Below are 16,462 nucleotides of genomic sequence, written 5' to 3'. Positions count from 1 at the left end.
ATCTTTAATGTTGTGTTTACCGACGCGGGGTGGAGCAGCTCGGTAGCTCGCTGGGCTCATAACCCAGAGGTCGCAGGTTCAAATCCTGTCCCCGCTACTAGGGAAACGGCCCGGAACACATTGTTCCGGGCCGTTTCTCATTGGTGCTCGGGAACGAATTCAGCAACCTTGGTCAAGCTCACGATTCTGGGCCAGTCGCCGACTCGGGTCGGCATCGCGCAACCGGGTGGACGCCGCGACCGTCCTCTCGAAGGGCCTGCCCTTCTCGCTCAACTCCGGCGAGGAGCACCAGCTCGAACCGCGTTGGTAAACGCGACCTTTCATCAGGCCGCCTCCATCATGTCGTGCGGCCCGGCGGTGACTACTTGGATGCGGGCGGTTTTCTCCAGTGCTACGGGTTTGCTGAGTGGACGTTGTTCGTGACCGGGTGGACTCCGCAACCGGCTGGCGGTCGCTATCCCCGGATCGCAGAGTCCTTGCGTCGACCAGCAGGGTGAGGGGATTCCACTATCTGAACCGGATCGGACGGCGTTGTGCTGGGCTACTCGGCGCCAGCCGGAAGAGTGCACGCACGTTCGGTGCGTAGCCGAGCGCAGTGTGTCGGCTCACGCCTGCGGACCGGTGACCTCGGATTTCTCGCCAGTGGAGAGCTTTGGCAGTCTGCCGATCGTACGATCTCACCGTGGTGAACGGACACACGATCGAGGCCCCGGCCAGGGTAACTGTCGTGAGGCTACCGGACGGTTGACAAGGTCAAGATCGTCTAATTACTGTTCAGTACGATGACTCCTGCTGTTCGAATAACTCTCGTACGGGCGCCTCGATCCTGTGGCATGTCCACGTAGCGCTTCACTCTTCAGCGTCGCTCGCTGATCAATTGCTCTACTGAGCCCGGCGGCACAGCCGGGTCCAGTCTGGGCCTACACCATCTCTTTGGGCCCCAGGCCGTCTGCGGAAGACGCTCCACATCATTCGGGGCTCTTCGCCGAGCCTCGAACGCGTCGAAATCCGTTGTGTCGAAGCAGGAATCGCCTGAGTCGACCTGCTTATCAACTCTTTAGCCAGATCTACGAATTGATGGTGACATGACCTGCTCCGCGGCCCGGATCGATGTCGCGGGAGGCGGCGGCCGTCCGTCGAGCGCTATCGCCCAGGAACCACGGTGGGAGTGCCGAATCGAGAACGGATCCAGCTCCGTCGATGAGAGCGAGGTCGGCGCGCCGTGCACCGAACTCGGACTCGAGGCGTTCGGCGATCTGGAGTTTCGCGACCGGTTGGCCCGGGTAGAAGGACGAAACTTGCTGGCCACGGTCGTCTTCGACATTTTGGCAGCGAGTGAGGTCGCGAAGTTCGTGGGTACCTCGAGGAAGGATGTTCAGAGGTGACCGGATCGGCGTTTGCCGTCGCTATCGTTGGCATGTCCTGCAGAATGCCGGGCGCGGCCGATCTCGACAGTTTCTGGCAGCTGCTCAGGGCGGGGCGCGGCGCGATCGGCACAGCTCCCCCGAGCCGGGGGAGCATCACCGAGCGGGCCGGATTCGTCGACACCGTAGGGGAATTCGACGCGGACTTCTTCGGGGTCTCGCCCAATGAGGCGCGCGCCATCGATCCGCAGCAGCTGCTGGCACTGGAATTGAGCTGGGAGGCGCTCGAGGATGCGGGCCTGGCCGCCACGGCGCGCGATGCCCGGCGGTGTGGTGTGTTCCTCGGTAGCACCGGAAGTGATTTCGCCGAAGTCCTGGCCTCTCGAGGTGGCCCGGGCGTCAGCCGCCACTCGCTGTGGGGTGTCGGACGCGGCATCATCGCCAACCGCGTATCGAACCACTTCGGTTTCAGCGGCCCGAGCATCGTGGTCGACAGCGCCCAGGCATCCTCGCTGGTCGCGGTTCATCTGGCATGTGAGAGCCTGCGCAGCGGCGAGAGCGACGTGGCCCTGGCCGGTGGCCTGAACCTGATCCTGTCGCCGACGAGCAGTGAGCGTATCGAGCAGTTCGGCGCACAGTCGGCGCTCGGCGCCTGCTACACGTTCGACGCGCGGGCCGACGGGTTCGTGCGCGGCGAGGGTGGCGGCATGGTGGTGCTGAAACCACTCGCGCAGGCGGTCGCCGACGGCGACCGGATCCACGCCGTGATCCGCGGCAGTGCGGTCAATACCGGCAATGAACGCCGAGTGCTGACTGCCCCGAGTCGAGATGCGCAGGCGGCGGCGATCCGGGCCGCGCTGACCGCGGCAGGTGTCGAAGCGCCGTCGGTGCAGTACGTCGAATTGCACGGCACCGGAACACCCGCCGGTGATCCGATCGAGGCCGCCGCGCTCGGCGATATCTACGGGGTGGGCCGGGCGCAGGGTGCGCCGCTGGCCGTCGGATCGGTCAAGACGAATATCGGGCATCTGGAAGGTGCTTCCGGTATCGCGGGCCTGATCAAGACCGTGCTCGGGCTGAGTCACCGAGAACTGGTGGCCAGCCTGAACTTCGAGACACCGAATCCGCGAATTCCGCTCGCGGACCTGGGTTTACGGGTGGTGACGGGCACCGAGAGCTGGCCCGTTGCCGACGTGCGCAGGGCAGGTGTGTCCTCGTTCGGTATGGGGGGATCGAATGCCCACGTGATCGTGGAGGAGGCGCCTGCCGTCGTATCCGCCGCGTCCACGGTGGACAGCGCGGTCGGTGCGGTTCCGTGGGTGGTGTCGGCCCGCAGCGAGAGCGGCGTGGGTGCGCAAGCGGCCCGGCTGCGGGAGTGGCTGCTGCGCCATCCAGAGCTGGATGTGGTCGATGTGGCGCACTCGTTGCTGGCCACGCGAGCCCAAATGGAGTGGCGCGGCAACGTCGTCGGGGGGAATCGCGAGGAGCTGCTGGCCGGGTTGGCGGCCCTGGCCGACCCGTCCGCACCCGCCGCGGCGATCGAGCCGACAACCGCCCGGGCCGAGCCGCGGCGGGTCGCGTTCGTCTTCCCGGGGCAGGGCAGCCAGTGGGAGGGTATGGCGCTCGGGCTGTTGGATGCGGGTGGGGCGTTCGCGGAGTCGATTGCGGAATGTGAAGCGGCGCTTGCCCCGTACGTGGACTGGTCGCTGACGGCGGTGCTGCGTCGCGAAGGTGACGCGCCCCCGCTGGATCGCGTGGATGTGGTGCAGCCGGTGCTGTTCGCGGTGATGGTCTCACTGGCCCGGATGTGGCGAGCGGCCGGTGTGCAGCCGGACGTGGTGATCGGCCATTCCCAAGGCGAGATCGCCGCCGCCTACGTTGCCGGTGGACTGTCGCTGTCCGATGCGGCGCGGGTGGTGGCTCTCCGATCGCGGGCGGTCGCCGATGAGCTGGCCGGACAGGGCGGTATGGCCTCGATCGGACTCGGCGCGGATGCGGTCCGGGAACGTCTATCGGCACATGGGGATCGGCTGTCGTTGGCGGCGGTGAACGGACCGGCGCAAAGTGTGATAGCCGGTGATGCGTCGGCGATGGCGGACTTCCTCGCCGACTGCGCCCGCGACGGTATATGGGCCCGGCGGATTCCGGTGGATTACGCGTCGCATTCGAAAGCGGTTGAGCGGCTGCGTGATCGGCTGCTCGAGGAACTGGAGCCGATCCGCCCGCAATCCGGGTCGGTGCCGTTCTTCTCGACGGTATTCGCCGATCGGTTGGATACGGCGGAACTGGACGCCGAATACTGGTATCGGTCATTGCGGGAACCGGTTCGATTCGCCGATGCCGTGACGGCGCTGATCGGTGCCGGTATCAACGGGTTCATCGAGGCGAGTCCGCATCCGGTGCTCACGATGGGCATCGGCGTAACCGCCGAGGCGGCCGGTGCGGTCGAGGGCGTGTCTGTTGTCGGATCGTTGCGGCGCGGTGCGGGTGGCCCGGAACGGTTCATGGCGTCGCTGGGCCAGGCCCATTGCGCCGGTGTGCAGGTGGATCCGCACGCGCTGGTCTCCGGTGGGGCGCGGGTCGACCTGCCGCCGTACGCGTTCCAGCGCCGCAGTTTCTGGGCCGGTGTGTCCGCCGTTTCTCGGGTAACCGATGTCGTTGCGGCAACCGAGGAGCAGATTTCCGAGGGAAATGAGCAGACCGGAACATGGGACGACGGGCCGCTGGCACGCAAACTGCTGGCGGTCCCCGAATATCAGCGCGACACCGTAGTTCTCGATATCGTTCGTGAGCATGCCGCTGCCGTACTAGGCCACGAGTCGGCCCTATCAATTCACCCCGACCTGCCGTTCACCGAGTTCGGGTTCGACTCCGTCAGCGGGGTGGAGCTGCAGAACCGACTGATGCGGGCTACCGGTGTGCCGCTGCCGAAGACGCTCATCTTCGACCATCCGACCGGGAGTGCGGTCGCGGCGCTGCTGCGGGAACGGGTCACTGGGACCGACCGCGGGCAGCGGCGGGTAGCGCGGCGCACGACTTCGGACGAGCCGATCGCGATCGTCGGCATGAGTGCCCGATTCCCGGGCGGTGTTCGGTCCGCCGAGGATCTGTGGGATCTGCTCGCGGCGGGGCGGGACGCCATCGGCGAATTCCCCACCGACCGCGGCTGGGACCTGGACCGGCTGTTCGACCCGGACCCCGACAAGCCGGGAAAGGTTTACACACGCCACGGTGGATTCCTCGGCGGTGCAGGCGATTTCGATCCCGGTTTCTTCGGCATCAGTCCTCGCGAAGCGCTGGCGATGGATCCGCAGCAGCGGCTGCTGCTCGAAACAGCCTGGGAAGCCCTGGAGGACGCGGGTATCGACCCGGTGTCGTTGCGGGGCAGCGACACCGGCGTCTTCGCCGGTGCCTGCTCGTCGGGATACGCCCGGCGAGTGACCGGTGACCTGGAGGGTTTCCGGCTGACCGGCACATCGCACAGCGTCATCTCGGGTCGCGTCGCGTACGCGTTCGGCCTGGAAGGGCCTGCGGTGACGGTGGATACGGCGTGCTCGTCATCGCTGGTGGCGTTGCACCTGGCCTGCCAGGCGCTGCGCCAGGGCGACAGCTCGCTGGTGCTCGCCGGTGGTGTGACCGTCGCCGCCAGCCCGTATCTGTACGTGGACTTCGCGCGCCAGCGCGGCCTGTCGCCGGACGGTCGCTGCAAGGCGTTCTCGGCTGCCGCCGACGGGGTGGCGTGGTCGGAGGGCTCGGGTGTGCTTGTGCTCGAGCGGCTTTCGGATGCACAGCGGCTGGGCCACAACATCTTGGCCGTTGTTCGCGGTAGTGCGGTGAACCAGGACGGCGCGAGCAATGGCCTGACCGCGCCGAACGGTCCGTCGCAGGAGCGGGTCATCGCGCAGGCCCTCGCCAATGCGGGGATCTCGGCGGTCGACGTGGACGCGGTGGAGGCGCACGGAACCGGCACGGCCCTGGGTGATCCGATCGAAGCGCAGGCGCTGATCGCCGCCTACGGACAGGAGCGCGGCGATCGGGAACCGTTGCGGATCGGTTCCTTGAAATCGAATATCGGCCATACGGTTGCCGCCGCCGGTGTGGCCGGGGTGATCAAGATGGTGCAGGCGATGCGGCACGAGCGGCTGCCGCGGTCGCTGCACGCCGAAACGCCGTCACCGCACGTGGATTGGGCCGCGGGCGCGGTGCGCCTACTGACCGAAGCCGAACCGTGGACCGCGGGCGATCGAGTGCGTCGGGCTGGTGTGTCGTCGTTCGGAATCAGCGGCACCAACGCGCATGTGATCCTCGAAGAGGCACCTGCTGCACCGGTAGCGGCTACCGAGGGTGACATCGGCGGCGATGCGCAACGGCACTCGAATATCACCGTGCCGGTCACCCCGGTGCTGGTGTCGGGTAAGGGCGAGGCAGGTCTGCGCGCGCAGGCCGCCCGGCTGCGTGCCTGGCTGTCGGAGCGGCCGGAGATCGACGCCGCGGATGCGGCCTATGCACTGGCGACGTCGCGGGCGCAGCTGGACTCGCGCGGTGTGATCCTCGGTCGTGATCGGGACGAGTTGCTCGAGCGGCTGGCCGATCTCGCCGAATCGGGGACCGGCACCGGTGTCATCGCAGGCGCCATCGGCTCGGGGACGACGGCGTTCTTGTGCACCGGTCAGGGTGCACAGCGGATCGGCATGGGTGCAGGCCTGTACGAGGCGTTCCCGGTATTCGCGGACGCGTTGGATTCGGTGTGCGCCCAGTTCGATCCGGTGCTGGAGTGCTCGCTGAAACAACTCATGTTCAGCGGCGCCGCTCCTGGCGGTACCGATGTCACGGTGCTGGATCGGACGGAGTTCACCCAGCCTGCGTTGTTCGCCTTCGAGGTGGCGCTGTATCGCCTGCTCGAGTCGTTCGGCGTCACCCCGGACGTGTTGATCGGCCACTCGATCGGAGAAGTCGCGGCCGCATACCTCGCGGGCCTGTGGTCGCTCGAGGATGCCTGCCGGTTGGTGGCGGCGCGCGGCCGTCTCATGGGTGCGTTGCCCGAGGGCGGCGCAATGCTGGCCATCGGAGCATCCGAAACCGAGGTGAACGATGTCGTCGCCGGGTATCCCGGCCGCGTGTCGGTCGCCGCGGTGAACGCGCCTGCGGCCCTGGTGATCTCGGGTGACGAGGACGCGGTTGCCGAGATCGACGCCCTATTCGCCGAGCGCGGCCGCAAGACGTCGCGACTGCGGGTCAGCCACGCCTTCCACTCGCATCGGATGGAGCCGATGCTGGCCGAATTCGAGTCTGTCGCAAAGGACTTGACGTACAACCGGCTGCGCCTTCCGGTGCTATCGAATGTGTCCGGTCAGCTCGCCGGGGACGAGGTACTGGAACCTGCCTACTGGGTCCGGCAAGTGCGTGCCGCGGTGCGCTTCGCGCCGGGTATCGAGACGCTGATCGCCTCGGGTGTGCGCCGATTCCTGGAAGTGGGGCCCGACGCGGTACTGGCGGCGCTGACTCGGCAGACCCTTCCGGAGGGCGGGGAGTCCGCGTCGGTGGTGGCCGCGGCCGCGCGCCGGGATCACGATGAGCCCCAACAGTTCCTGACGATGCTGGCACATGCTCACACGTCCGGTGCGAGTGTGGATTGGACGGCGCTGTTGCGTCGCCCGGCACGACGACGAGTTCCCCTGCCCACGTACGCCTTCCGGCACCAGCGATTCTGGTTGCCGCCGCGTCCCGAAGCCACGGGCGACGCCCTCGGCCACCCGCTGCTCACCGGTGTGGTGCCGGTGGCCGGTAAGGACGAGTTCGTTTTCACCGGCCGGTTCTCGCTGCCGACCGACCCCTGGGTCGCCGACCACATGACCTACGGCACCGTGGTGCTGCCGAGCGCGACCCTCGTCGAGTTCCTGCTCGTCGCGGGCAGCAGAATCGATTGCGGCGTCGTCGAAGAGCTGACCCTGGAGGCTCCGATACTTCCGTCGGAAGACGACGAGGTCGAACTCCAGGTGTCGGTGCAGGAGGCGGATGGGAACGGGCGACGGCCGTTCCGCTTCTACTTCCGCAAGGTGGGTCGCCGAGCGGGCGAATGGGTGCGCAATGCCAGCGGAGTGCTGGCCCCCTCATGGGACGGCAACGATGCTCTGCTGGAACGGCTGCGGGACGAGGCCTGGCCACCGGTCGATGCCGAAACTCTCGACCCCGCATGGATTCCCGAGCGAATCGCCACGGGCTCTGGACTCGAATACGGTCCGGCGTTCATCGGCGTCGACGCCGCATGGCAGCGGGGCGAGACCGTCTTCTCCGAGATCACCCTGGACACCGCGGCCGCGCCCCAACCGGAGCGGTTCGATCTGCATCCCGCTCTGCTCGACCTGGTGATGCACGCCGGGCTGGCCGGGCTCGTCTGGCGCGATCAGGACGGCGATCCGAACACCGGCCGGTTGCTGTTCCGCTGGGGCGGGGCGCGACTGCACCAGCCGCTGGTCAAGGCGACGACGCTGCGGGTCATCGCCGTGGCGAGTGGCCCGGAGACGATCTCCGTTGCGACCGTCGATGATTCGGGACTGCCTGTCGTCTCCGTCGACGCGGTCGTGATGCGGCCCTATGACGTGAAACAGATGCGCGGCGCACTGGCCGGGGATGACACCGGCCTCTACGAGGTCCAGTGGACACCGGCGCCGGCCGCGACACCGAGTCTGTCCGCGGACCGGATGGCCGTCCTCGGTTCGGCGCCGGTCGCCGGAATCGACACCTGCTCGCCGAGTCCATCGGAACTCGCTGCGGCACAAGCGATTCCTGATGTCGTGGTCTGGTGTCCGGAGGTTCTCGCCGCGGCCGACGATCCGGCGGCCGTTCGCCGCCACCTGGAAACGGTCTTGGCGACAGTGCAGTCCTGGCTGGCCGAAGATCGTCTGGCCGACGCTCGGCTGGTCGTGGTGACCACCAACGGTGCCGCGCTGCCGGGCGAGGCACCGGATCTCGCCGCGGCAGCCGTCTGGGGCCTGTTGCGCAGCGCCCAATCCGAATATCCGGGCCGGTTCGTTCTCATCGACGCCGATCCGTCGGCCGCTGCGCCCCTGGGGGGTTCGATGCCGATCGGCGCGGTGATCGCGGCAGGCGAACCACAGGTAGCGGTGCGCTCCGGAGCATTGCTCGTGCCCAGACTCGCGAAAGCACGAGCCGAGCGCGATGCCGAGCCGGGGCTGGCCCAGCCGTCGCCCGACCTCCACCCCTCATCGAGTCGCGACGCGATGCTGGCTCACTCGTCGCCCGACCGCCACCCCTCATCGAGTCGCGACGCGATGCTGGCTCACTCGTCGCCCGACCAACACCCCCCAACGAGTCGCCACGCGACGCTGTCATTTGGCGATGGCACCGTACTGATAACCGGCGGCACCGGTGGTCTCGGCGCGCTTGTGGCCCGACGTCTGGTCACCGCACACGGAGTCCGCCGTCTGCTGCTGGTGTCCAGGCGTGGCGAAAATGCGAACGGCGCAACGGAACTGGTGTCCGAGCTGTCGGAAGCCGGCGCTACTGTCAGGGTGGCGGCCTGCGATGTAGCGGATCGAGAAGCCCTCCGTTCGCTGCTGGATTCGATCGAGGCCGATCATCCGCTGACCGGCGTGGTCCATGCGGCGGGTGTCCTCGACGATGGCACCCTCGCGGGCCTGACCGCCGAGCAACTGCGGCGCGTGTTCGACTCGAAGGCTGCGGCCGCATGGCATCTGCACGAGCTCACTCGCGACCGTGACCTATCGGCCTTCGTACTGTTCTCATCCGTCGCCGCAACGATCGGATCGGCGGGACAGGGCAACTACGCGGCAGCCAACGCATTTCTCGACGCGCTGGCGCACCGTCGCCGTGCCGAAGGGCTGCCAGCGATATCGCTGGCCTGGGGGCCCTGGAATTCCGCCGCCGGTATGGCCGGTGGCTTGGACCGCAGTGCCGTCGCCCGCTGGGAAAGGCTCGGTCTGTACCCGCTCGGGAACGACGAAGGTCTCCGGCTGTTCGATACGGCCACCAACCGCGCTGCCGCACACCTGGCAGCGATCGGCTTCGACCCGGCGCAGCTGCGGCGCGAAGCGCGCGACGGTGCGGTGCCCGCGGTGCTCCGCGGCTTCCTGCCGCGCACCCCAGCCCCGTCCGCGACCGCGTCGAGTTCGCTGGGCACCCGACTGAGCCGGGTACCGGAGGCCGAACGATCCGCGGTGGTGCTCGAGCTGGTCCGGGAGCATGCGGCAGCTGTGCTCGGGCACGGCTCCGCCGAAGAAATCAGCCCCGACGCCCGATTCGACGCACTGGGATTCGACTCGCTCGGCGGCGTCGAATTCCGCAACCGCCTGTCCAAGGCCACCGGTGTCCAGCTGCCGTCCACCCTGGTCTTCGACCACCCCACCGCTGCGGCGGTTGCCACCCTCTTGCACGCCAAGATCGAGGGAACGGAGTCCGGTTCCAGGACGACACGGGTGTCGCGCCGGGTACGCGTGGACGAGCCCATCGCGATCGTCGGCATGAGCTGCCGGTTCCCCGGCGGCGTCCGAACCCCGGAGCAGTTGTGGGATCTGGTGCGGTCGGGTACCGATGCCACCACGGAATTCCCGAACGATCGCGGCTGGGATCTCGAGCAGCTGATCGACCAGGATCCGGACAAACCCGGCACGGTCTACAGCCGCGGCGGCGGCTTCCTGGACGATGCCGGTGATTTCGACGCCGGATTCTTCGGAATCAGCCCGCGCGAGGCCCTGGCGATGGATCCGCAGCAGCGGTTGCTGCTGGAAGCCTCATGGGAGGCATTGGAGCAGTCCGGAATCGACCCGGTCACGTTGCGCGGCAGCGATACCGGCGTGTTCGCGGGCGCGTGCGCCTCCGGATATGTCGACCGCGTCACCGGTGACCTCGAGGGGTTCCGGCTGACCGGCACCACCCACAGTGTCGTCTCCGGCCGCGTCGCCTACGTGTTCGGCCTCGAGGGACCAGCGGTCACGATCGATACCGCATGCTCGTCCTCACTGGTGGCATTGCATCTGGCGTGTCAGGCCCTGCGTCAGGGCGAAACGTCGCTGGCGTTGGCCGGCGGCGTCACCGTGGCCGCAACCCCTTATCTCTCCGTGGATTTCGCGCGGCAACGTGGCCTGTCGCCGGATGGACGCTGCAAGGCGTTCTCCGCCGCCGCCGACGGTGTGGCCTTCGCCGAAGGCGTGGGCGTACTGGTGTTGGAGCGGCTGTCGGACGCGCAGCGGCTGGGCCACGACATCCTGGCCGTCGTTCGGGGCAGCGCAGTGAACCAGGACGGCGCGAGCAATGGCCTGACAGCGCCGAACGGTCCGTCGCAGGAGCGAGTGATCGCGCAGGCCCTCGCGAATGCCGGGCTCACCCCCGCCGACGTGGATGCGGTGGAAGCGCACGGGACCGGTACTCCGCTGGGGGATCCCATCGAAGCCAACGCGTTGATCGCCGCATACGGGCAGGAGCGCGGGGATCGGGAGCCGCTGCGCATCGGATCGATCAAATCGAATATCGGCCATACCGTCGCGGCGGCCGGTGTCGGTGGCGTGATCAAGATGGTGCAGTCGCTGCGACACGAAACCCTGCCCCCGAGCTTGCACGCGGAAACGCCGTCCCCGCACGTGGATTGGTCGGCCGGCGCGGTGCGCCTGCTGACCCGGCCGGAACCATGGCGCGCAGGGGGGACGATTCGCCGAGCCGGTGTGTCCTCGTTCGGAATCAGCGGCACCAACGCGCACGTGATCATCGAGGAGGCTCCGGTTCGGGTGGCATCGATGCCCGAGCACGGTTCGGCCCTGCCGAACGTCGATGTCGCTGTGGCGTGGACGATATCGGCCACCTCGGCGGAGGGCCTGCGGGCGCAGGCCGAGCGGTTGCGGGCGTGGTCGGCCGATCGCCCGGAGGTCGACATCTGGTCGGTGGCGCGGTCATTGGTGGACTCGCGGGCATTGCTGGATCGTCGGGGGGCCGTCGTCGGTCGGGATCGGGACGAACTGCTGGCGGGTCTGGCCGATTTGGCGGTGGGTTCGCCGGGCACGATCGAGGGGACGGCGGGTTCGGGGAAGACGGCGTTTCTGTTCACCGGGCAGGGTGCGCAGCGGGTGGGGATGGGTGCGGGGCTGTACGAGGCGTTTCCGGTATTCGCGGCGGCGTTCGACGAGGTGTGTGCCCAGGTCGATCCGTTGTTGGGTCGGGCCAACCCGTTGCCCGACCACCACCCCTCGCCGAGCTCCGCGCTGTCGTTGAAGGAGCTGATGTTCGCCGACGCCGAGGGGGTGTTGGATCGGACCGAATTCACCCAGCCGGCATTGTTCGCGTTCGAGGTGGCGTTGTTCCGGTTGTTCGAATCATTCGGTGTGACACCGGATCTGCTGATCGGGCATTCGATCGGCGAGTTGGCGGCGGCGTATGTGGCGGGGGTGTGGTCGCTCGAGGATGCGTGTGCGCTGGTTGTGGCGCGGGGTCGGTTGATGGGTGCCCTGCCGGAGGGCGGGGCAATGCTCGCGGTCGCGGTGTCAGAGGCCGAGGCGTTGGAGGTGCTGGCCGAGTTCGGCGGGCGGGTGTCGTTGGCGGCGGTGAACAGTCCGTCGTCGGTGGTGTTGTCCGGGGAGCTGTCCGCGATAGCCGAGATCGGTGATCGGCTTGTCGGGAAGGGAGTGCAGACCTCCCGGCTGCGGGTCAGTCACGCATTCCACTCGGTGTTGATGGAGCCGATGCTCGACGAGTTCCGGTCTGTCGCCGAAGGATTGACGTATCGGGAGCCGTCGCTGCCGATCGTGTCGAACGTTTCGGCGGTCGTGGTCGCTGCCGAGCTGACCGATCCCGAGTACTGGGTCGAGCAGGTGCGCGGGTGCGTCCGGTTCGCACCGGGGATCGACGCCCTGGTCGAGGCGGGTGTGCGGCGGTTCGTGGAGATCGGACCGGATGCGGTGCTGGCCGCGATGACTCGGCAATGTCTGGTCGAGACTCCGGCCGTCGAGGCCAAATCGACGGTGGTCGCGGCCGCCCGGCGCTCGATCGACGAGCCGACTCAGTTCGTGTCCGCGCTGGCACAAGCCGCTGTTGTCGGTGTAAGGGTGGACTGGACGCCGCTGTATGCGGGCCGCCCCACGGATCGGGTGACGTTGCCCACCTATGCGTTCCAGCATCGACGCTACTGGGCGCAGCCGGTCGATGCGCCGGAGTTGTGGCAGTCGGGCTTGGACGATGCGGGGCATCCGCTGTTGGGCGCGATGGTGCGGTTGCCGGATTCCCCGGATGTGGTGTTCACCGGGAGGCTGTCGCGAGCCGGTCATCCTTGGCTGGCCGATCATGCCGTTGCCGGGGTGACGTTGCTGCCCGGCGCCGCCCTCGTGGAGCTGGCCCTGCACGTGGGAACGGCGGTGGAATGCCCGCGACTGGCGGAGCTGGTCATCGAGGCACCCCTGCCGATACCGGCTGCCGGGGCCGTCGAGCTGCGGGTGGTAGCGGGTGGACCGGGGGAAACCGGCGCACGGACGGTGTCGGTGTACTCGCGGTCGAACAGTGGTGATCCGGACTCGCGCAGCGACGATTCGGACCAGTGGGTGCGCCATGCGGTCGCGACGGTCACCGCGGGGGCGGACACGCCCCCGGTCGACTCCGGTCCGGTGAGCTGGCCGCCCGCGGATGCGACGGCGATAGCGATCGATCACGCCTACGCGGATCTGGCCGAGCGGGGCTATGAATACGGACCGGCGTTCCGCGGACTGACTGCCCTGTGGGGGCGCGACGGTGCGGTGTTCGCGGAGGTCGTATTGCCGGAGCCCGCACGATCGGACGGCGCGAAATACGGTGTGCATCCGGCATTGTTGGATGCCGCGCTACACGCGATCCTGCTCGGTGGGCTGGCTCCCGAAACCCGGGCCGGTGCGATCGCCGTCCCGTTCTCCTGGGAGAACATCGCCCTGCATGCGACGGGCGCGACCACCGTGCGGGTCTGTGCCGCCGTGACCGGCTCCGGGCCAAGAGATGAGCAACGCGAAGCGTTTCGATCGGGGGTGGCGGTCGGGCGACGGGCGGGCGAGCGGATAGCCGTAACCCTCGCCGACCCGGCAGGCGTGGCTGTGGCCGAAGTGGGGGCACTGACGCTGCGGATGTTGTCGGCCGATGCGCTCGGCTCGGTGCACCGTCGTACCGAAGGCGTTGGCTACGAGGTGAATTGGGTCGCGCTACCCGAGCCCGCCGGTGAGCTCACTACGGCCGACGCCTGGAGCCTTGCCGAGGACGGTGACGGTGAAACCGTGACGATCGCGGGACGGGACACGACGGTGTTGCGGCTCGATGCCACGACCGTCGACGGCGATCTCCCTGCGGCGGTACGGGATCGGGTCACCGAACTCGCGGCGCAGGTGCGGCGGCTGCTGACACAGGACCGGCGCATCATCGCGGTGACCCGGCAGGCGGTCGCCGTACATCCACACGAGCGGGTGGACCTGCCAACGGCAGCGGCGTGGGGTCTGCTGCGTACGGCACAGAGTGAGAACCCGGACCGAATTCTCCTCGTCGATATAGAGGACCGGGCGGACTATCGGACCGCTGTGGCTCTGGCGTCGGCTACCGGCGACGAACCCCAGCTGGCCGTGCGGCGCGGAAAGGCGTATGCGCCGCGCCTGCACCGCGGTGGTTCGAACCCGCTCGAAGTCGCGTCGCGCGACACCTCGGTCGGTGCGGTAGGCGATCGCGCGGCGTCACCACATAGGGCTCCGCACGGGTCGCATCGGACACCGGCATGGGCGCTGACGCTGCTCGACAAAGGCACGCTGACCGAAGACAACTTCGGTGTAAGCGACCAGCCGAATGCGTTGGAACCGCTTGCACCAGGGCAGGTCCGGGTGAGTATGCGGTCGGTCGGCCTCAACTTCCGAGATGTGCTGATCGCGCTCGGTACCTACCCCGACAAGGCTGCGCGAATCGGCGGTGAGGGAGCCGGGGTGGTCTTGGAGGTCGCACCGGATGTGACCGAATTCGCGCCCGGCGATCGAGTTTTCGGGTTGATCCCGGGTGTCGGATCGGTGGCGGTGGCGGATCGTCGACTGCTTGCGCCGATTCCGCGTGGCTGGTCGTTCACCCAGGCCGCGGCGGTTCCGATCGTGTACGCGACCGCCTACTACAGCCTCGTCGACCTGGCCGATGCGCGACCCGGTGAGACGCTGTTGCTGCATGCGGCGACCGGTGGTGTCGGCCTGGCGGCCGTGCAACTCGCGCGACACCTGGGCCTGCGATTGTTGGTCACCGCCAGTGCGCCCAAGTGGAATGTGTTGCGCGATTTGGGGTTCGACGACTCCGATATCGGTAACTCGCGCACATTGGATTTCGAGCAGAAGTTCCTCGACGCCACCGACGGTCGCGGTGTGGACGTCGTATTGGATTCGCTGGCAGGTGAATTCGTGGATGCGTCGTTGCGCCTGCTGCCCCGCGGTGGCCGGTTCGTCGAAATGGGCATGATCGACCGGCGTGATCCGGTCGAGGTGGCCGCCCAGCATCCGGGGGTGGACTACCACAGCTTCATGCTGATGGAGGTGGGTCCGGATCGGCTGCACGAGATTCTGACCGCTCTGGTCGAGCTCTTCGAGGCCGGGAATTTGTCGCCGTACCCGTCCATCGCGTGGGACCTGCGGCAGACGTCGGACGCCTACCGGTACCTGAGCCAGGCCCGGCATATCGGCAAGAACGTGCTCACCGTGCCGGTGCCGTTGCGGCCCGAGGGCACTGTGCTCATCACCGGCGGCACCGGAGGATTGGGCGCGGTGGCCGCGCGACACCTGATCGCAGTGCACGGTGTGCGCAGACTGGTGTTGGCAGGTAGGCGTGGTCCGGAAGCGCCCGGCGCGGCCGAACTCGCCGCCGAGCTGACCGCGCTCGGTGCGCACGTGGATGTGGTCGCGTGTGACGCGGCCGATCGAGCCGCACTGGACGCGGTGTTGGCGGCAATACCGTCGCAGCATCCGTTGACCGGTGTCGTACATGCGGCGGGTGTGCTGGCCGACGGTCTGCTCGCCACCATGACGTCGGAGCAGATCGCGACGGTGTTGCGGCCCAAGGTGGATGCGGCCTGGAATCTGCACGAGGCGACCAAGGACTTGGATCTGTCGGCGTTCGTGCTGTACTCCTCGATCGCGGGCGTGATCGGCAATCCGGGCCAGGCCAACTATGCGGCCGCCAATGTCTTCCTCGACGCGTTGGCGCAACACCGGCACGTCATCGGTCTGCCCGCGACATCGGTGGTATGGGGGCCATGGGAGCAGAGCGGCGGTATGACCAGCGCGCTCGGCGAGGCCGACCTCGCCCGTCTGCGGCGCGAAGGTCTCCTGCCGTTGGGCGACGAGGACGGCATGGAGCTGTTCGACGCCGCGCTGGCGGGCGGCCGGTCGGCGTTCGTGGCGGTCCGGATCGACCGAACCGCTCTCGGCGAGGCAGCTCCTGATGAGGTGCGCGCGGTTATGCGTGGCCTGTCGCAGGCATCGCGCCGCCCGGTGGTCGCTACGACGAGTGAGTCGCCGACAGCGTCGAATGGGCGCTCCGCACCTCTGGTTGCGCAACTGCTCGACCGCCCGACAGTCGAACAGGAACGTGTCATCCTCGACGTGATCCGTAACCAGGCCGCGTTCGTGCTGGGACACACCAGCGCGGACTCGCTCCTTCCGGACAAGCCGTTCAGCGATATCGGGTTCGACTCGCTCGGCGTGATGGAATTCCGCAACCGGCTGAAATCGGCTGTGGGCGTGCAGTTGTCCGCGACCACGATGTTCGACTATCCCACCCCGGAGGCGCTGGCCGGTTATATCCGGCAGGAGATCGTTCCGGTCGACGACCCCGCGGAACGTATTGCGGCCGAGGTCGAGTCGCTGGCGCGCAGTTGCGCCACGGCCGAACTGTCGGCTACGGACCGGTCGGATATCGCAAGCAGGTTGACCGCACTTCTGCGTGAGCTCGAAGGCAAGGACGCCGGCGAAATCGATCTGGGCGGCGGCGCCGACAGTCTCGAAGCCGCGGACGACCGCGAGCTGTTCGATTTCATCGACCAACTCAGTTGACGCAAGTTCCTCGACCACCTCAGCTGAGCAAACACGATCTGGAGTTCC

Annotated in this window: 2 protein-coding genes and 1 tRNA gene; all 3 read left to right on the top strand. The window is 67.8% G+C overall.

What is annotated here, in order from left to right; translation table 11 throughout:
* Positions 1-23: 23 nt before the first annotated feature.
* The 3 genes from ABZW16_RS32035 (at position 24) to ABZW16_RS32025 (ending at position 16,414) form a co-directional block, all read left to right on the top strand.
* A tRNA-Met gene (locus ABZW16_RS32035) sits at positions 24-97 on the top strand.
* 988 nt (positions 98-1,085) lie between these two features.
* A complete protein-coding gene (locus tag ABZW16_RS32030) occupies positions 1,086-1,385 on the top strand; it encodes a hypothetical protein (RefSeq protein ID WP_354959828.1) in 300 nt (99 codons plus the stop codon).
* The gene (locus ABZW16_RS32025) at positions 1,382-16,414 is read left to right on the top strand and encodes an SDR family NAD(P)-dependent oxidoreductase (RefSeq protein WP_354959827.1); all 15,033 of its coding nucleotides are present in this window, start codon (positions 1,382-1,384) and stop codon (positions 16,412-16,414) included. The genes ABZW16_RS32030 and ABZW16_RS32025 overlap by 4 nt, the downstream gene beginning before the upstream one ends.
* The last annotated feature ends 48 nt before the right edge of the window (positions 16,415-16,462 follow it).

It is taken from the genome of Nocardia sp. NPDC004604 (assembly GCF_040609795.1).
In the GTDB taxonomy this organism is placed as follows: domain Bacteria; phylum Actinomycetota; class Actinomycetes; order Mycobacteriales; family Mycobacteriaceae; genus Nocardia.
The sequence above is the reverse complement of the archived record's forward strand: the minus strand, read 5'-3'. Positions and strand labels throughout refer to the sequence as shown.

Excerpts from the sequence above, each read along its gene's own strand:
- ABZW16_RS32030 (WP_354959828.1), top strand. The coding sequence starts at position 1,086 with ATGACCTGCTCCGCGGCCCGGATCGATGTCGCGGGAGGCGGCGGCCGT.